Source organism: Vreelandella sp. L-15 (assembly GCF_056857635.1).
Genome location: NZ_JBSXNN010000034.1, coordinates 1 through 15,523, shown reverse-complemented (window position 1 = coordinate 15,523; position 15,523 = coordinate 1). Strand labels below are relative to the sequence as shown.

General features: G+C 55.7%; 21 protein-coding genes. 8 read left to right on the top strand and 13 right to left on the bottom strand.

Annotated features, from left to right (window positions below; genetic code table 11):
• Positions 1-41 precede the first annotated feature (41 nt).
• The 5 genes from AC13CY_RS03985 to AC13CY_RS03965 all read right to left on the bottom strand — a co-directional run bounded on the left by AC13CY_RS03985 (position 42) and on the right by AC13CY_RS03965 (position 6,678).
• Entirely contained in the window at positions 42-938 is an 897-nt protein-coding gene (locus AC13CY_RS03985) for a 3-hydroxybutyryl-CoA dehydrogenase (protein ID WP_074210908.1), read from the bottom strand.
• Positions 887-2,533: an acyl-CoA synthetase gene (locus tag AC13CY_RS03980; protein WP_483052323.1), complete on the bottom strand. Its 1,647-nt coding sequence runs from the start codon at positions 2,531-2,533 to the stop codon at positions 887-889. The genes AC13CY_RS03985 and AC13CY_RS03980 overlap by 52 nt, the downstream gene beginning before the upstream one ends.
• 90 nt (positions 2,534-2,623) lie before the next feature.
• The gene (locus AC13CY_RS03975) at positions 2,624-4,417 is read right to left on the bottom strand and encodes an acyl-CoA dehydrogenase (RefSeq protein WP_137093236.1); all 1,794 of its coding nucleotides are present in this window, start codon (positions 4,415-4,417) and stop codon (positions 2,624-2,626) included.
• A gap of 116 nt (positions 4,418-4,533) precedes the next feature.
• A complete protein-coding gene (locus AC13CY_RS03970) occupies positions 4,534-5,904 on the bottom strand; it encodes an MFS transporter (protein WP_062373503.1) in 1,371 nt (456 codons plus the stop codon).
• 135 nt (positions 5,905-6,039) lie between these two features.
• Complete coding sequence (locus AC13CY_RS03965; protein WP_137093238.1) at positions 6,040-6,678, bottom strand: class I SAM-dependent methyltransferase; 639 nt, start codon at positions 6,676-6,678, stop codon at positions 6,040-6,042.
• Between the two features lie 39 nt (positions 6,679-6,717).
• Between AC13CY_RS03965 and AC13CY_RS03960 the strand changes: the two genes are divergently transcribed.
• The 4 genes from AC13CY_RS03960 (at position 6,718) to AC13CY_RS03945 (ending at position 8,916) form a co-directional block, all read left to right on the top strand.
• Complete coding sequence (locus AC13CY_RS03960; RefSeq protein ID WP_044627922.1) at positions 6,718-7,101, top strand: VOC family protein; 384 nt, start codon at positions 6,718-6,720, stop codon at positions 7,099-7,101.
• Positions 7,102-7,221: 120 nt separating this feature from the next.
• Positions 7,222-7,617 carry a DUF4870 family protein gene (locus AC13CY_RS03955; protein WP_044627923.1) on the top strand — a complete coding sequence of 132 codons (396 nt, stop codon included), beginning with the start codon at positions 7,222-7,224 and terminating at the stop codon, positions 7,615-7,617.
• Positions 7,618-7,620: 3 nt separating this feature from the next.
• A complete protein-coding gene (locus AC13CY_RS03950) occupies positions 7,621-8,553 on the top strand; it encodes a lysophospholipid acyltransferase family protein (protein ID WP_058576949.1) in 933 nt (310 codons plus the stop codon).
• Positions 8,554-8,565: 12 nt separating this feature from the next.
• The gene (locus tag AC13CY_RS03945; protein WP_044627925.1) at positions 8,566-8,916 is read left to right on the top strand and encodes a DUF4870 family protein; all 351 of its coding nucleotides are present in this window, start codon (positions 8,566-8,568) and stop codon (positions 8,914-8,916) included.
• A 10-nt stretch (positions 8,917-8,926) separates the two neighbouring features.
• Here AC13CY_RS03945 and AC13CY_RS03940 read toward each other — a convergent pair whose 3' ends face one another.
• Entirely contained in the window at positions 8,927-10,336 is a 1,410-nt protein-coding gene (locus AC13CY_RS03940) for a mannose-1-phosphate guanylyltransferase/mannose-6-phosphate isomerase (RefSeq protein WP_062373493.1), read from the bottom strand.
• A 68-nt stretch (positions 10,337-10,404) separates the two neighbouring features.
• Between AC13CY_RS03940 and tnpB the strand changes: the two genes are divergently transcribed.
• From tnpB to AC13CY_RS03925, 3 genes are read left to right on the top strand one after another with little or no spacing between them, the layout of a single operon-like run.
• Positions 10,405-10,620, top strand: coding sequence for an IS66 family insertion sequence element accessory protein TnpB (gene tnpB, locus AC13CY_RS03935; protein WP_128082402.1), 216 nt, complete (start codon positions 10,405-10,407; stop codon positions 10,618-10,620).
• 56 nt (positions 10,621-10,676) lie between these two features.
• Positions 10,677-10,928: a type II toxin-antitoxin system Phd/YefM family antitoxin gene (locus AC13CY_RS03930; protein ID WP_044627927.1), complete on the top strand. Its 252-nt coding sequence runs from the start codon at positions 10,677-10,679 to the stop codon at positions 10,926-10,928.
• Positions 10,925-11,179 carry a Txe/YoeB family addiction module toxin gene (locus AC13CY_RS03925; RefSeq protein WP_008938367.1) on the top strand — a complete coding sequence of 85 codons (255 nt, stop codon included), beginning with the start codon at positions 10,925-10,927 and terminating at the stop codon, positions 11,177-11,179. Before AC13CY_RS03930 ends, AC13CY_RS03925 begins: the two co-directional genes overlap by 4 nt.
• A 7-nt stretch (positions 11,180-11,186) precedes the next feature.
• On the opposite strand, the gene AC13CY_RS03920 is transcribed toward AC13CY_RS03925, so the two are convergent.
• Positions 11,187-11,450 (bottom strand): Txe/YoeB family addiction module toxin, encoded by a 264-nt coding sequence (locus AC13CY_RS03920; RefSeq protein WP_062373491.1) that lies wholly within the window; start codon positions 11,448-11,450, stop codon positions 11,187-11,189.
• The gene (locus tag AC13CY_RS03915) at positions 11,447-11,689 is read right to left on the bottom strand and encodes a type II toxin-antitoxin system Phd/YefM family antitoxin (RefSeq protein WP_044627930.1); all 243 of its coding nucleotides are present in this window, start codon (positions 11,687-11,689) and stop codon (positions 11,447-11,449) included. The genes AC13CY_RS03920 and AC13CY_RS03915 overlap by 4 nt, the downstream gene beginning before the upstream one ends.
• A gap of 204 nt (positions 11,690-11,893) precedes the next feature.
• On the opposite strand from AC13CY_RS03915, the gene AC13CY_RS03910 reads away from it, so the two are divergent.
• Positions 11,894-12,130 carry an addiction module protein gene (locus tag AC13CY_RS03910; RefSeq protein ID WP_054640924.1) on the top strand — a complete coding sequence of 79 codons (237 nt, stop codon included), beginning with the start codon at positions 11,894-11,896 and terminating at the stop codon, positions 12,128-12,130.
• Positions 12,131-12,532: 402 nt separating this feature from the next.
• On the opposite strand, the gene AC13CY_RS03905 is transcribed toward AC13CY_RS03910, so the two are convergent.
• The 5 genes from AC13CY_RS03905 to AC13CY_RS03885 form a co-directional block, all read right to left on the bottom strand.
• Entirely contained in the window at positions 12,533-12,820 is a 288-nt protein-coding gene (locus AC13CY_RS03905; protein WP_062359341.1) for a hypothetical protein, read from the bottom strand.
• A 131-nt stretch (positions 12,821-12,951) separates the two neighbouring features.
• Positions 12,952-13,254, bottom strand: a complete 303-nt coding sequence (locus AC13CY_RS03900) for a putative quinol monooxygenase (RefSeq protein WP_054640923.1) — start codon at positions 13,252-13,254, stop codon at positions 12,952-12,954.
• Positions 13,255-13,397: 143 nt separating this feature from the next.
• Positions 13,398-13,679, bottom strand: a complete 282-nt coding sequence (locus AC13CY_RS03895; RefSeq protein ID WP_371827822.1) for a BrnA antitoxin family protein — start codon at positions 13,677-13,679, stop codon at positions 13,398-13,400.
• Positions 13,600-13,893, bottom strand: coding sequence for a BrnT family toxin (locus tag AC13CY_RS03890; protein WP_074210915.1), 294 nt, complete (start codon positions 13,891-13,893; stop codon positions 13,600-13,602). The genes AC13CY_RS03895 and AC13CY_RS03890 overlap by 80 nt, the downstream gene beginning before the upstream one ends.
• Before the next feature lie 175 nt (positions 13,894-14,068).
• Positions 14,069-15,313 carry a hypothetical protein gene (locus tag AC13CY_RS03885; RefSeq protein ID WP_062359343.1) on the bottom strand — a complete coding sequence of 415 codons (1,245 nt, stop codon included), beginning with the start codon at positions 15,311-15,313 and terminating at the stop codon, positions 14,069-14,071.
• Positions 15,314-15,523: the final 210 nt, after the last annotated feature.

Here is a 15,523-nt window from a genome sequence, read left to right as displayed (position 1 = left end):
CGCCCCCTAAGCTTTTTGTCGCCCCCTAAGCTCGCTGCCTGCTATTCGTAGATATAGAACCCACGGCCACTTTTGCGGCCCAGATAGCCTGCGGCCACCATGCGCTTGAGCAGCGGGCAGGGTCGGTACTTGGGATCGCCAAAACCTTCCTGCAGCACTTCCATGATCGCCAAGCACACATCCAGGCCAATCAAATCCGCCAGCGCCAGCGGCCCCATGGGATGGGCGGCACCCAGCTTCATGGCGTCATCGATGGCTTCCGGCGTGGCGGTGCCTTCCTGCACGATAAACGCGGCCTCGTTGATCATCGGCACCAGCAAACGGTTCACGGCAAAGCCAGGCGCATCGCCCACCGGCACAGCGGTTTTGCCCAGCGCCTTGGTCAGCGCTTCGATGCGCTCTACGGTGGCATCCGAGGTCTGCTCGGCGCGGATCACCTCGACCAACTTGAGTACCGGCACCGGGTTGAAGAAGTGCATGCCTACCACCCGCTCAGGGCGCTCGCAGACCGCCGCCAGTCGAGTCAGTGATAGAGACGACGTGTTCGACGCCAGAATAGCGTCGCTGCTCAAATGGCTGAGATCCCGAAACAGCTTCTCTTTCAATGCGGGCTGCTCGGGGGCAGCTTCGATGATCACGCTGCAGTCGCTGAGCGCATCCAGCGCCGTGGTGGTCGAAAGCCGAGCCAGCGCTTCCTGCTTGCCCTCTGCCGTCATCTTCTCTTTAGCAACGAGCTTCTCGAGCCCTTTATCGATCGCATTTTTGGCGCGGGTGAGCTGCTCATCGGCGACATCGTACAGCCGCACATTAAAGCCATTGGCGGCCACCACTTGAGCAATCCCCTGCCCCATGGTGCCTGCGCCTACCACGCCAATCCGCTGTTCGCTCATTGCTGTTCCCCTGACTGGTGCTGTCTGGCTTCTTCGCGCAGCACGAATTTTTGAATTTTGCCCGTGGACGTTTTGGGCAGTTCGCTAAAAACCACCGTTTTCGGCACTTTAAAGCTCGCAAGATGCTTACGGCAGTGGGCAATGATATCCGCCTCGGTGACTTCGCCGTAACCTATTTTCAGTTTGACGAACGCGCAGGGCGTTTCGCCCCACTTTTCATCCGGCTTCGCGACCACGGCGGCCTCTTCCACCGCTGGATGGCTGTAAATGGCATCTTCGACTTCAATGGTGGAGATGTTTTCACCGCCCGAGATGATGATATCTTTCGAGCGATCTTTAATCTCGATATAGCCGTCGGCATGCCATACCGCCAAGTCGCCCGTGTGATACCAACCGCCCTCCAGCGCTTTTTCCGTGGCCTCGGCGTTTTTGAGATATCCCTTCATCACGTTGTTGCCGCGCATCAGGATTTCGCCGATGGTTTGGCCATCCTTGGCAACGGGTTCCAGCGTGACCGGATCGGCGACGCAGAGCGCTTCCAGCATGTGGTAGCGCACGCCCTGGCGTGACTTGAGTTTGGCCCGCGACTCCAGCGGCAGTTCGTCCCAGGCCGCGTGCCAGGCACATACCGTGACCGGGCCATACACTTCCGTCAGGCCATAAACGTGGGTCACTTCAATGCCCAGCTTTTCCACCCCGGCTATCACCGAGGCAGGCGGCGCGGCCCCGGCGGTGGTCACCTTCACCGGATGATCGAACACCCGCTTCTGTTCGGCGGGCAGGTTCACCAGCCCATTGAGCACGATCGGCGCACCGCTAAAGTGAGTGACGCCCTCTGCAGCGATCAAATCGGTAATGCGTTTGGGGTCTACCTTGCGTAAGCAAACGCTGACGCCTGCATTGGCGGCAATGGTCCAGGGGAAGCACCAGCCGTTACAGTGGAACATCGGTAGCGTCCACAGGTAGACAGGATGGTGCGGCATAGCCCACTCGAGAATGTTGCTCACCGCGTTCAGGTAGGCACCGCGATGGTGATACACCACGCCCTTGGGCTTGCCAGTGGTGCCGGAGGTGTAGTTCAGCGAAATCGCCTGCCACTCGTCGCTGGGCAGTTGATAAGCGTACTCCGGGTCGCCCTCGGCCAGCAGCGCCTCGTACTCCAGCTCGCCAATGCCTTGGGTCTCGCCCAAAAATTCCGGGTCGGCCACATCGATAATCAGCGGCTTGCTTTCCAACTTGGCAACCGCCGCTTGAATCACCTCGGCAAACTCAGGGTCTACCAGAATCACCTTGGCTTCGCCGTGGGCCAGCATATAGCTAATGGCGTCGGCATCGAGGCGAATATTGAGCGTATTCAGCACGCATCCCGCCAGCGGCACGCCGAAGTGGGCCTCGAACATCGCCGGAATATTGGGCAGCATGGCGGCCACCGTTTGCCCGGGTTGAATGCCACGCTTTTCCAGCGCCGAGGCTAACTGGCGGCAGCGTGCCCAGGTCTCTGCCCAAGTACGGCGCGTCTGGCCATGCACCACGGCCGGGTAATCTGGATAAATAGCCGCCGAGCGCTCAATAAACGTGAGCGGTGAGAGCGCCACATGGTTGGCAGCGGTCGGCGGTAAGTCTTGTTCAAAGATGGAGGTCATGATCGGTTCCTGCACTCTCGCTGTTGTTATAGGACGTTTTATTATCGGACACTTATAACGAATACCGCCGCCCTTAAGGCGGCGGGGACGTTAGTAGGCGGCGCTATCAAACTGGCCAAAACAGTGCCAACCAGCCTCAATCACGGCATGCTGGGCGCGGCCAACCGGCAGCCATTGGTGAATGGCAAACTCGGCGCTGCACAGTTTGGCGCGGTAAAACGGCTCATCGCTGCCGCCGTCTACAGCCTGTTGGGCATGCAGCGCTGCAATGCCCATTTGCCAAGCGCACAGTACGTGCCCGGCAAGGCTCAACAGCGGCGTGGCGTACGCCTGTACGGCATCGGGGCCGTGCTCAGGGTCGCTGCCCTGCTCCAGTACCAAGGCCATGGCGGCGCGCAAGTCGTCAGCGCCCGCCGCGAGTGCACTGCCCATGCTGGCCAGCGACGCTTCACCCCGCAGCGCTTCGGCCGTTTTATGCACATCATCGATCAGCGCAGAGAGTGCCGCCCCCCCGTCTCGCTGCAGTTTTCGGCCGGCCAAGTCCAGCGCTTGAATGCCGTTGGTGCCTTCATAGATAGGCGCAATGCGCGCATCCCGCAATAGCTGGGCCGCTCCGGTCTCTTCCACGTAGCCCATGCCGCCGTGCACCTGCACGCCCATAGAGGCAATATCCACCGCTTGGTCGGTCGAGAAGCTCTTCACAATCGGGATCAGAACATCGGCGCAGGCCTGAGCGGCTTGGCGTTCGGCGTCGCTCTCTGCACGGCGAGCGATATCTAACTGCCCGGCACAGTAGAGCGCCAGGGCACGCAGCGCATCGGTACGGGCACGCATGGAGAGCAGCATCCGGCGCACGTCAAAGTGATCGCTAATGGTGCACTCGCTGCCGCCCCGCTGTTTGGGGGAGCGGCCCTGAGTGCGGTCATTCGCGTAGGCCAAGGCGTGCTGGCAGGCGCGTTCGGCCACGCCAATCCCTTGGATCCCGACCTTATGGCGCGCCTCGTTCATCATGGTGAACATGTGGTTGAGCCCGCGCCCCTCCTCCCCCACCAGATAGCCTACGGCACCGCCGTTTTCCCCAAAGCTCAGCGTGCAAGTGGGCGAGCCGTGAATGCCGAGCTTGTGCTCGATGGAGGCGCAGGTGACGTCGTTACGCTCGCCAAGCGAGCCATCGTCGTTCACCAGAAATTTGGGAACCAGGAACAGCGAAATACCCTTATTACCTTCCGGGGCATCGGGCTTGCGGGCAAGGACGAGGTGAATGATGTTCTCGGCAGCGTCGTGCTCGCCCCAGGTGATGTAGATTTTTTGGCCGCTGATGCGGTAGTGATCGCCTTCCGGAACGGCTTTGGTGCGCACTTTGGAGAGGTCCGACCCCGCCTGGGGTTCGGTGAGGTTCATGGTGCCGGTCCAGGAGCCCTCAACCAGCTTGGGCAGGTAGGTCGCTTTTAAGGCATCGCTGCCGTGATGGGCCAGCGCCTCGATGGCACCGGCGGTGAGCATCGGGCATAGCCCTAACGCCATGTTCGCGCCGTGGAGCATCTCCTGCACCGCACTGGCAACCACTTCGGGTAGGTTCTGCCCGCCCAGCTCTTCAGACACGCCAATACCGTTCCAGCCGCCCTCCACATACGCTTGATAGGCGGCGGCAAAGCCTTCAGGAGTGGTGACGCTGCCATCAGTATGGCGCTTAGCCCCCTGGCGGTCGCCCGTGCTGTTGAGCGGGCCCCAGACATCGCCCGCCAGTTTCGCAGCCTCTTCCAGCACAGCCTCGACGAGATCAGGCGTCGCCTCTTCAAACCCCGGCAACGCCAAGGAGCGGTGCGCTAACATCTCTTCGAGCACAAAGCGCAGATCTCGGACCGGCGCGGCGTAATAATTCATGGCAAAACCCCAGGCAAATGCGGTGAAATAGTAAAAACACTATCGCTGATAGTAGTTTCCCTACTTTCGCCACACCATTAGCCCAAGGTCTCACCTTACTCGATATTGCAGTTCACCTACCGACGCACCTCGGTTTCTACATCGTCGTAATAGGTAATATGGCTCTCGTCTTCCTGAGGCGGCCCTACTACGGGTTCGGCCACGTCGACCTCAGGCACAACGTCAGACAGGTCTTCCAGGTGCTCGTGCTCAAGCGCCCCTTGTACCAGCTCCTCGGTCACCACCAGCTCAGCACCTGCGGCGGTCATCGGCGCAGTGGCCGTAAACGGTGCCACCGGTACCGGTGCCGGGCGAACACTACGACGCCAGCCGAAGAACAGCACGAAGAATAGACTCAGTGAGCCAAACGCCCAGAACAAGCCAGCATCGCCCATGGCGGTCATCACCGGCGAGATCATCAGCGGGCTGATGGTGGCACCAATCGAGTTAATCAACAAAAGGCCTTGGCTCATGCGCACCAGTGCACCGGCAGGCGCGCGGTCGGCGGCATGACTAACGGCCACCGGGTAAAGCGCAAAGACGCCGCCGCCCAGCAAAAAGAGCAGCACGGCGAGCAGCGGCGTGGAGAGCGGCAACCACAGCATGGCCGCTGAAATCACTACGCAGAAGGCGCTGATACCAATCAGCACCATTTGGCGATCATGGCGATCCGACCAGCGGCCAATGGGGTACTGCAGCAACATCGCGCCAAGGACGAGCACGGCCATCATCTGACCTACCTCGTTTACGCTCATACCAATGCGCTGTAGATAAAGCGGCAGCAGCGTATAAGCAGCGGCCACCACCATGCCGGAACCTAGACTGCCCATCACGCCGGTGGGTGTCATGGTAATCAAGCGGAGAGGCGGTAGCGGCTCGGCGTGTTCGATGAGCGGCGACACGCGGGGAATCATCGCCATCGGCAGTACCGAGAGCGACGCCAACAGGCCAATCACCATAAAGGGCGCGGTGTCGCCCATGGCGCTGGTGACACCGAGCATAAGCTGCCCCAGCACCCCAGCGGCGTAAAGGGAGATCATGTACAGTGCCAGCAGGCGGCCACGCACTTTCTGGTCGCCCGCGGTCAACAGCCAGCTCTCGATGACCAGATAGACGCCTACCGTGGCCCAACCGCCCACCAGGCGCAGGGCAAACCACGCCCAAGGGTCGAAGAACAACCCCTGCAACAGCACGGTGACGGCCACCAGCGATGCAAAACTGCCGTAAGCACGAATATGGCCAATGCGCAGCAACAGGCGATCATTAAACATGGCCCCCAGGGCCAGGCCGATGAAATAGGCTGACGAGACAATCCCGATCACCGTCGCCGATTCACCTGCTGCGTCTAAGCGCACGGTAATCAGCGTGGCGAGAAAGCCATTGCCAATCCCAAGAATAAACAGCCCTAGTAGGGGCGCTAACGCCATGGCCAGCAGTTGCCGCGACATGCGTACCTCACCTTGCTCAATGGATGAATCGTTGCCGTTAACACGCCATCACATCAAACAGGCAAGAAAACGGGCGCGCAATTATTGCTTCCATAGGCGCAAAGTCAATGCTTTTTCGCCCTTATAGCAAGCAGATTAGTGTTTTCTAAAAATTACCACGTCGTTGCCAGTAAATTCGACTGTTAAACCCTGTTCAGCCGCCCACCAGCGGAAGGTCGCTTCACTAAAAAAGCAGACGTGGGTTGGGTCGTTAATATAGTGCCAGCGGGCGAAGGCTTGCTGGCTCGTCACTCGCTTGGTCATCAGCCCAAGATAGCCTCCGGGTAGCAGTTGCGCGACCCGCTGGTTCAGCGCCTCGCCCGGTGCCGCCAAGTGCTCCACTACTTCGGTGGCGGTAATGAAGTCATACTGGCGAGTCAGATTCGCGGCATGGGGCGCGTAAAAGATGTCATACACATCTATATCAAAGCCCGCTTCCTCAAACATCACCGAGAGCGTTGGCCCAGGGCCGCAGCCAAAATCCAGCCCTCTTGCGCCAGGAGCTAGCTTTGTTGCCAACGGATTAAATAAACGCCCCAAAAAGCGCCGATATCCCGTATCCTGCGGCGAGTTTTGGTGCTGGTCGTACTCGGCTTTTTCGGCGGCAGCGGTTAAATGCTGCTCGCTAGGCACAAACACTAGCGCACACGTGGCACACTGGTAGTAATCACGGCGACGGTCTTGGTGGTACAGCGCAGACTCCTGCGCGTGGCATAGCGGACAGCGTCGCATCATCGTATTCTCTGGTTTTACGTTTGTATTAAGGAAAGAGGCATGCTCTCAGGTCTGGATCATCTTGTGGTTACCGTGACCGATATGGGTCGCGCAGTGGATTTTTACTCTCGTGTATTAGGCCTGGATGTACGCTATCGGGACGCTCAGCGCGTTGACTTGATGCTGGGTGACACGGCCCTGCGCTTGCACCAAACCGATACCGATATCGCGCCCATTTCAGCCACGCCGACACCGGGCAGCCTGGATTTATGCCTGCGCTGCCAGCTACCGCTGGACGAGTTTAAGCAGCACCTGGATGCACTGGCCATCGAGGTCGAGCTTGGCCCCGTGGCCCGCCAGGGTGCCAGCGGCCCCATCGAGTCGATTTACCTGCGCGACCCCGACGGCAACCTGCTGGAAATCTGCCGCCCGGCAGCGCGTTAAGCGCTCAACCCTAGGCGTGGGTGGCCTGCGGGTGATAAGTCGCACTGCCCACGCTATCATAGCGCGCAGAAAAGGTGTCCGCAGGATGCTCGAATTAAACTGAATAGAAAAGGTACGCCCATGCGTGATGACGCCCCATTGGAAGGCGAAGTGGTTAACCACCACACTTCGTCGGAAGAGACCTCCCCCGCCCCAGACACCACCATGGCCATGGTGATTTACGCTCTCTACCTGGCAAGCTTTGTGTTGGGTTTTACGTCACTAATCGGCGTGATTATTGCTTATGTCTACCGCGGCAAAGGTCCAGTATGGCTAGATGAGCACTACCGCTATCAGATCCGCACCTTCTGGATTGGCCTGCTCTACGGCAGTATCGCTACGCTGCTTACCCTGATTCTTGTTGGCTTCCCCATGCTGTTGGCGTTGGTCGTGTGGTTTATCGTGCGCTGCGTAAAGGGCTTTAAAGGGCTGCAGGAGAAGCGCGCGCCCTCCAATGTCGATAGCTGGCTACTGTAATCCATGACCGAACAGGCAACTCCCCCTGCATCGCGCTTTCAAGCCCGTGCCATTGCAACGCTATGGCGCACGCTCTCCCGCTGGCCGGTGCGCTGGCTCTGGCGCATTGCGGCTCTGGTCGGCCCGCAGGTGTATCGCTTTAGCAAACGCGAGCGCAAGGTAACCGAGATCAATCTGAAGGTGGTCTACCCCGACGCGCCTGCCAATCAACGGCAATCCCTGGCCAAACAGAGCCTACAGCACTCCACCGCGACGATGCTGGAACTCGGTCACGCCTGGATGGCCCCGCCCGAGAAGGTAGAAGCCAGCATTCTAGCGGTACATGGCCGCGACAAGCTGGATAGCGCCCGGGCCGAGGGGCGCGGCGTGATCGTGCTTGCTCCTCACTTTGGAAACTGGGAAGTGCTGAACTTTTGGCTTTCCAGCCACTTTCCGTTTACCGCTATGTACGAGCCGCCCAAAATCACAGAGCTGGAGCCGATTATCCGCCATGGCCGCGAGCGCATGGGGGCAAAGCTCGTGCCCACTAACCCACGGGGCGTGGCGGCGCTGCTCAAAGCGCTGAAACGTAGCGAGGCCATTGGTATTTTGCCGGACCAAGAGCCGGACTGGGGTAGCGGCGTGTTTGCGCCGTTCTATGGCCGCGATTCCTATACCGCGACGCTGTTACCCAAGCTGGTGGCGCGCACACAGGCACGGGTGGTCACCGGTGTGGCCCTGCGTATTCCTGGCAAAGGCTTCGAGATCCACTTCCTAGACGCTGACGAGCGGGTGTATAGCGCTGATGATACAGAGTCAGCTACCGGCGTGAATGCCAGCGTTGAAGCCTCCATTGCCCTGGATCCGGCGCAGTATCAGTGGGAGTACAAACGCTACCGCAAAGTGGTGGAAGAGCAGCAAGGGCTGCCTAACGCCAACGATTTCCGTCTCTATTAAGTGAGGATGGGCATGACTGAGCAGTACCTCCCCAAACAGGATACGCGTCCCACGCAAATTATTTATGCCCTCTATTTAGCAGGGCTGGTCACGGCTAATGTCACGCTATTGATCGGTGTGATTATCGCCTATGTCTATCGCAAAGAAGCAGCGCCTTGGCTACAGGCCCACTACCGCTACCTCATCCGCACGTTCTGGATCGGCAGCCTCTACTTTATCGTCACGTTTACCCTGAGCCTGATCTTTATCGGGACGCTACTCTGGCCGCTGCTGGTGGTATGGCTAGGCGTGCGCTGCATTATCGGTTGGGTGGCGGTGCGTAAAGGCCAGCCACCGGCACGGCCCGGTAGCTGGCTCTGGTAAGTGCACTCAATTACTCATCGCTGTGGCGAGCGTACACGTCATCCAACCGTTCGATATCATCCTCGCCCAGGTAACTGCCGGACTGTACCTCGATCAGCTCCAGTGGGATTTTGCCCGGGTTCTCCAAACGGTGCAGTGCGCCAATGGGGATGTAAGTGGACTGGTTCTCGCTGACCAAAAACGTGCGTTCATCCAGCGTCACCTTAGCCGTGCCGCTGACCACCACCCAGTGCTCCGCGCGGTGGTGGTGGCGCTGTAGCGAAAGCCGCGCCCCAGGGCGCACGGTAATATGCTTCACTTGGTAGCGCTCGCCGCTGTTCATGGCTTGAAAGCTGCCCCAAGGGCGGTGTACCTGCGGCGAGGTATGCGGCTCGCTGCGCCCAGCCTGGGTCAGCGCCGCGACGAGCTGCTTAACGCCCTGCGCCTTGTCGCGATGGGCCACCAGTACACTGTCCGAGGTTTCCACCACGATCAGGTCTTCAACGCCAAGTGTGGCCACCAATCGGTGGTTCGCTACCACTAACGAGCGCTGAGTATCGCTCAACACCCCATCCCCGGTGACCACATTGCCCGCTGTATCAGGCGTATGGGTCGCCATCAGCGCATCGAAGCTGCCTATATCGCCCCATTGGGCATCCAAAGGCACCACGGCAGCCTGGGAGCAGTGCTCCATGACCGCGTAATCGATCGATTCGCTGGGGCAGCGCTGGAACGCCTGCTCGTCCAAGCGCAGAAAATCCAAATCACGGTGGGCGCGGGCTACGGCTTCTTGGCAGGCGGCCAGCATGTCTGGCTGAAGCCGTTCAAGTTCCGCCAAATAGCGGGAGGCACGCAGCAAGAACATACCGCTATTCCAAAGCGTATCGCCCTGCTCAAGCAATGCTTTGGCGCGCTCTAGCGCGGGTTTTTCGATGAACGCCTCCAGATGGTGCCCTGCCCCCAGCGCATTGCCACAGGCAATGTAGCCGTAGCCGGTTTCTGGGTGCGTCGGCACCACGCCAAAGGTGACCAAATAGCCCTGCTCCGCGAGCGGTTCAGCACGCTGCACGCTATCGGTAAACGCTAGCGCATCGCCTATCACGTGGTCTGCAGGTAATACCAGCAGCAGCGGGTCTTCGCCCGTTTGCCTTGCCAGCAGTGCCGCGCAGGCAATCGCCGGGGCGGTATTGCGCCCTGCTGGCTCTAGTACGATCTGGCCCTTTTGCTGAACTTCGCGAAGTTGCTCGGCCATTAAGAACCGGTGCGAGTGGTGGCCTATCAGCATCGGCGGTAGCGTCGTCAAGCCCTCAAGGCGGGTGAGCGTTTGCTGAAGCAGGCTCTGCTCGCCGGTTAAGTGCAAAAACTGTTTGGGCATCTGCTCGCGGGAGAGCGGCCAAAGCCGGGTGCCGCTGCCACCGCTCAGAATAACCGGTTGAATCATGGCGTCGTCCTTGGTGATGGTACTGAAGGGCCAAAGTCTTGCTGCAGCCAGTGGCGCAGCTGGCTCATATGCAGCGCATCCTGCGGGCGAGCCAGTATTTCGCCTTTGTCAATCGGCGCAAGACTCAGATGAAGATGCTGTATTTTACCGCCACCGGTTATTGCCTGTGGGCCAAGCGCTTGGAGCAGGGGCACTTCCGGGTGCCGTTATCCGCCTCCCGGATCACGCGCCGGTTTGGAGCCGCAAAGCGGCGAAAAATCGGTCGCTGTGCAGCCGATTGTTAAATCTTTCTGTGTACAGTATCCTGACCATGGTCAACATCCTGTACAGGAGCAACCTTATGGATGCCATTAGCTACACAGCCGCTAGAACCAATCTAGCAAAAACCATGGAGCAGGTCTGTGAAGACCATTCCCCTGTGATCATCACCCGGAACAAGTCGCAGTCCGTGGTAATGATCTCCCTAGAGGACTACGAGGCGCTGCAAGAGACTGCCTACCTTCTGCGCGCACCAAAAAACGCACGGCGTTTGCTGGAATCCGTTGCCGAGCTGGAGCAAGGCGGTGGTCAAGAAAAGGAACTTCTTGAATGAAACTCATCTTCTCCGAGAACGCCTGGGAAGACTATCTGTACTGGCAGAAAACCGACAAAAAGATACTTAACCGAATCAACAAACTGATCAAAGAGACCAAACGAGAACCGTTCGAAGGTGTTGGCAAACCAGAGCCCCTCAAACACAGCCTCGCCGGGTACTGGTCTCGCCGGATCAACGAAGAACACCGAATAGTTTACAAAGTCACGGATGACGCTTTGCTTATCGCCCAGCTCCGGTATCACTACTGATTATGCATTAATCGTAGTGGCTCCAGAGTCTGAGGACTTTCACCACTTGCTCGTCCTCCAGTACTTGGTAGACCAGGCGATGCTGAATATTAATGCGGCGCGAATAGGTCCCCGCAAGATCACCAATTAGCTTCTCAAACGGAGGCGGCTTGTGATAAGGATCTTCCGCTATTAACGCTAACAGTTCCTGGGCTTTTGGTTTGAGGCCGCTGGAGGCCAACTTTTTTGCATCTTTCTGGGCTTGCTTGGTGTAAACCAACTTCCATGTCACCAGTCCAGCTCCTCATCGCATTCCTCGACCGGGGTATCCATCCCCTCACGAATAGACTCCCGCATACCTGGCACGGAGAGCAGGTAAAGTGTTTCCTGAATGGCAGACCAGTCCTCTTCGGATACCAGAACAGCTTTATTCCGCTTACCCATAATGACGATTGGTTGGTGGGACTCGGCGGTCTCGTCAATCAACCGATAAAGGTTGCTGCGCGCCTCAGTTGCTGTGATTCCGGCCATGACGCACCTCTTGCGTGTTTAACTTTTCACCAAGTGTACGCCTATAGGTACGTACGTCAAGACGAGCGCCCTGGCTAACGCCAGCCAGCATGCGCGGCTACGGAATGTAGGCGAAGCCGGAATGTAGTAGCCGTCGCCGTGCCTGGTCTTGTTAGGGCCTTTGAATAGGGATAGCATAATCGTATCGTCATTTGCGGAGGCTCCATGGCTACCGAAACATTAGACCACCTACGCTCCCAGATTTCGACTCTCTCCGAGTCGGAACGTGCAGCGTTGGCTCGGGAGCTCATAATGAGTCTGGACGGCCCCCGTGACGACTCGGTAGAACAGGCGTGGAACGATGAAATTGTTCGCCGTGTGTCCAATGTCAAAAGCGGAAAAGCCACGCTGCTCAGCCGTGAAGAATTTCGATCAAAGATGAGAGCGAGGTTGGGCCAGTAACAGCGCGAAAGGTAAGGATACTGGAAGAGGCCTCGCAGGAAGCGATAGAGGCAGCAGCATGGTATGAATATGAGCAGCCTGGACTCGGAGCCGAGTTTTTCGCTGCTGTTGATGCAGCTATCGACGTTATTGAAGAAGACTTCCTCCCTTTATCACCTCTCCCCAAAGAAGCCGGCGATACCGGTGCAAGACGCCTGATTCTGGAGCGCTTCCCATACGATATAGTCGCCATTGAACTGCCAGAAGAGGCTATAGTCATTGCGGTTGCTCACCATTCCCGAAAACCTGGCTATTGGCTGGGACGCAGTAAGCCCTAACGCTGAAGTAACCGGCGCCGGAGCGCAACGGAGGGAACCAAAAGCGGCACGCTTTTGGGGTCCGGTTGACCGCTTGGTTAACTGATTAATCTGCCCGAATTATCGCCGTAACTGCTGACTCTGGAACCTTTATCTTGCCTCCATAGGACCAGCCTTGGTATTCCCATCTGGGATCTGGGCCAATACCCACTAGTTCACCGCTAACGAGATCGGGGGCGCATTCTTCGACAAGGATATAGAAGTCTATGGAATCTCCCGCCCGAATCGTCACGGTGTCATTTGGTCTCGGCGGCCCCTGGTTCAATTTCGCATCGTTGCCGACAAACATTCGGCCGAATTTAGGCGGAAGCGGATTTTCAAACTCCTTGTACATGGCATATTCCTTTTGACAGTTAACACCTGAGTTAAGCCGGACCGCGCACGCGGCCGAGGCGGGTGCAACGATACCACGGCACCAAGCCGAGGCCGCGAAGCGGTCTCGGCTTGAACGAATTGTTAGGCTTGCTAGCCAGGTAGCTTTGCCGCAAGTACATCAACGTTTTCTATGGACGGGGGCTCGGAGAACAACTCACCTGCCTTTTCCATCAACGCGGCTGCGACCTTGCCGGAGAGATGGGCCTGCCGACCCGCTTCATCCGGGAAAGCATCAAAGATTCCGAAAGTGCTTGGTCCAAGGCGAATGCCAAACCACGCAGTGGTGTCAGGCTCCTCATTGACGATGGGAAGGCCACTCACAAGGAAGTTCTCAACCTCTTTCTCTTTTCCGGGTTTCGCTTCAAGGCGAACGAACAAGGCTACTTTGACCATGGCATGTCTCCGGTTGTTAAAACGACATCACGATGCGCGATGTTCTCTTGCAAGTCTAACGCCCGGCTCTGCGGCAGGGCAAAGTGGAGGCCGTTTTTTGGCCGGAGCTTTGGCCTGTCCGCCAGAAGCCGCTTGTTAACAGTTCACTTCCACTCAATTTTCAGATCTTTGTGTGACTGAGCGCAATCACGTAGGTAGAGGTTGATAAGACTCTGATAAGGTAGGTCTTTTTGCTCAGCAAGATTCTTAAAGTACGCAACGGTATCTTCATCCAGCCGGATCGTAACCTGCTTCTTGAGCTTCTTGGCGTATGGACTCTTGACGGATTCGGAAAAATCGTAATGATCACGCATGTCTGTACCCTTCATAAGTATTTCGTTCTCGCCTATTTGCCTTACGGGCGGAGATAATTCGAATAACCTCACCGTCCCTAACGCAGTGGCACACCACCAGTAAGCGAGAATGAATGCTTGTACCGAGGAGAATGAACCGGTCCTCCTCTTCAGAATGGTCTGGGTCAGCTATGAGACGTGCGAACTCATCCGTAAAGGCAGTTTTGGCCTCCTGGAACGAGACGTCATGCTTCTTGCGATTAGCGGCATCCTTGCGAGGATCCCAGTCAAAGGAATAATGGCTCATAACTACATTGTAGTTACATAATAATTATTGTCAAGGCACCAGCCTAGATACTGTTAACGGTTCATGATAACCGGCGGCGACGAACGGCCCGAACACCACCGCAATTTGGTTTTGCTTTTCAATTTAGCACAGACGTATTTTCCGTCCGGTTGATTAGTTTGTTATGTGCCTGTTCTTATTGGTTCGCTATTTTTAGTAGAGTTTCTTTTCCTGTTCCAAACTTACAGATTGCTTCGCAATTTTCTTTCAGGACTGAAAATTTAATATAGTGAATTTTAGTTCCGTTGGATTTAATTGATGGCCTGCTTAACTGTAGCAACAGCTCTTTTTCTCTATTGTCAGGTATTATTAAAAATAAAGAGGAAGGGTTTTCTGGAAACGAGTGATATAGGTCAGTCAGCCTGAGTATTCCCGAATAGATTGAGGTACTTTTTTCAACTTCAAAAGCGCAAACAATATTCTTTGTATTATTTTCAAACCAAATTACATCGATTAATGCAATTGTATTTTTTGTTTCTTTTTCTACATTAATTTCAGGGAAACAAGGGAGGCACAAGGATGAAAAGTTTTTTCCTTGAAAATTTCTAGAACGATCATTAGAAGCACTAATTACTTGATACCCTAAAGCTTTTCCGATCTTCAATAAATGGTATTGCATTTCAGTATGCAAGTTTTCTTGCTCTCTTTCACTGGTTACTTCTTTGTGCCTTTTTTTGAGAAGGTTTTCAATCTTTGCTTTTTCTTTTTCCGAAAGACTTCCTTCGTCGCCAACCATTATTTTTTTTACACCAATGTCAAACAGCAAGCCTGAAATTGCACCTAAATCTTTTGACAGTGATTTTTTATGCTTATTGTTTTTTTGTAAAATGACCTCACGCATACGAAGGTATTCAGTCCAGGAACCAAGTTTAACTTTTTCTTTGAATAAATGATTAAAACCATTGACTATTGCTGTATTAAATGGAGGGATTATTTCAGGATGAAGGAAATATAAAATGTTTGCCACTGCCGGACCAAGACCCTTTATTTTCTTCTCATCTAGGTTGATTATTTCCTTTAGGATTTGCTCTTCATTTTTGGCTGCGAAGCAATTTTCAAGAAATTGACCAAAAGACATTTTATTTTCTTCATTTTCATAAATGTCTGGAATTCTTAACTTTGGTTTCCAGTAAAAAGCATGCGATGCTCCAATGAAAACTTGTTTTTGTTCTGTGATACAGTTTAAAACAAACTCTAACGATGAACCTTTGTAGTCATTCCCAAATTCCTTATTTTTAATATCATTGATTACACTTTGAACACCACGGCGTATTGAACGAAAGGCTTTTAGTCTTTCGTCATTATTAATAAACCACGTATTGAATACGGATTCATTGTCAGACCGGTACTTGTCAATTAAGTCGTTTAAGTCACTATTCATATTTTCCTCATTTTTGGCACATAACACCTGAATTAAGCCGACCCGCGAAGCGGGTTCGGCTTGAATGAATTGGCTCTTCGACGTTGGGTGTGGAATTCGCCCCCTGAGCTGGGCCAGAATATGACCTCCACAGCGGCAGGAGGTATGACATGGACGGCACCCAGATTCTAACACTCGGCCTGGGCTTGGAAGCGCCCTGGATCCTCAAGA

Bases quoted from the DNA above. Each gene is read 5' to 3' on its own strand.
- AC13CY_RS03975 (WP_137093236.1), bottom strand. From the start codon at position 4,417: ATGAATTATTACGCCGCGCCGGTCCGAGATCTGCGCTTTGTGCTCGAA.
- AC13CY_RS03945 (WP_044627925.1), top strand. From the start codon at position 8,566: ATGACTGAGCAGTACCTCCCCAAACAGGATACGCGTCCCACGCAAATT.
- AC13CY_RS03965 (WP_137093238.1), bottom strand. From the start codon at position 6,678: ATGATGCGACGCTGTCCGCTATGCCACGCGCAGGAGTCTGCGCTGTAC.
- AC13CY_RS03910 (WP_054640924.1), top strand. From the start codon at position 11,894: ATGGCTACCGAAACATTAGACCACCTACGCTCCCAGATTTCGACTCTC.
- AC13CY_RS03925 (WP_008938367.1), top strand. From the start codon at position 10,925: ATGAAACTCATCTTCTCCGAGAACGCCTGGGAAGACTATCTGTACTGG.
- AC13CY_RS03915 (WP_044627930.1), bottom strand. From the start codon at position 11,689: ATGGCCGGAATCACAGCAACTGAGGCGCGCAGCAACCTTTATCGGTTG.
- AC13CY_RS03900 (WP_054640923.1), bottom strand. From the start codon at position 13,254: ATGGTCAAAGTAGCCTTGTTCGTTCGCCTTGAAGCGAAACCCGGAAAA.
- AC13CY_RS03885 (WP_062359343.1), bottom strand. From the start codon at position 15,313: ATGAATAGTGACTTAAACGACTTAATTGACAAGTACCGGTCTGACAAT.
- AC13CY_RS03980 (WP_483052323.1), bottom strand. From the start codon at position 2,533: ATGACCTCCATCTTTGAACAAGACTTACCGCCGACCGCTGCCAACCAT.
- AC13CY_RS03890 (WP_074210915.1), bottom strand. From the start codon at position 13,893: ATGAGCCATTATTCCTTTGACTGGGATCCTCGCAAGGATGCCGCTAAT.
- AC13CY_RS03960 (WP_044627922.1), top strand. From the start codon at position 6,718: ATGCTCTCAGGTCTGGATCATCTTGTGGTTACCGTGACCGATATGGGT.
- AC13CY_RS03930 (WP_044627927.1), top strand. From the start codon at position 10,677: ATGGATGCCATTAGCTACACAGCCGCTAGAACCAATCTAGCAAAAACC.
- AC13CY_RS03905 (WP_062359341.1), bottom strand. From the start codon at position 12,820: ATGTACAAGGAGTTTGAAAATCCGCTTCCGCCTAAATTCGGCCGAATG.
- AC13CY_RS03950 (WP_058576949.1), top strand. From the start codon at position 7,621: ATGACCGAACAGGCAACTCCCCCTGCATCGCGCTTTCAAGCCCGTGCC.
- AC13CY_RS03955 (WP_044627923.1), top strand. From the start codon at position 7,222: ATGCGTGATGACGCCCCATTGGAAGGCGAAGTGGTTAACCACCACACT.
- tnpB (WP_128082402.1), top strand. From the start codon at position 10,405: ATGCAGCGCATCCTGCGGGCGAGCCAGTATTTCGCCTTTGTCAATCGG.
- AC13CY_RS03940 (WP_062373493.1), bottom strand. From the start codon at position 10,336: ATGATTCAACCGGTTATTCTGAGCGGTGGCAGCGGCACCCGGCTTTGG.
- AC13CY_RS03970 (WP_062373503.1), bottom strand. From the start codon at position 5,904: ATGTCGCGGCAACTGCTGGCCATGGCGTTAGCGCCCCTACTAGGGCTG.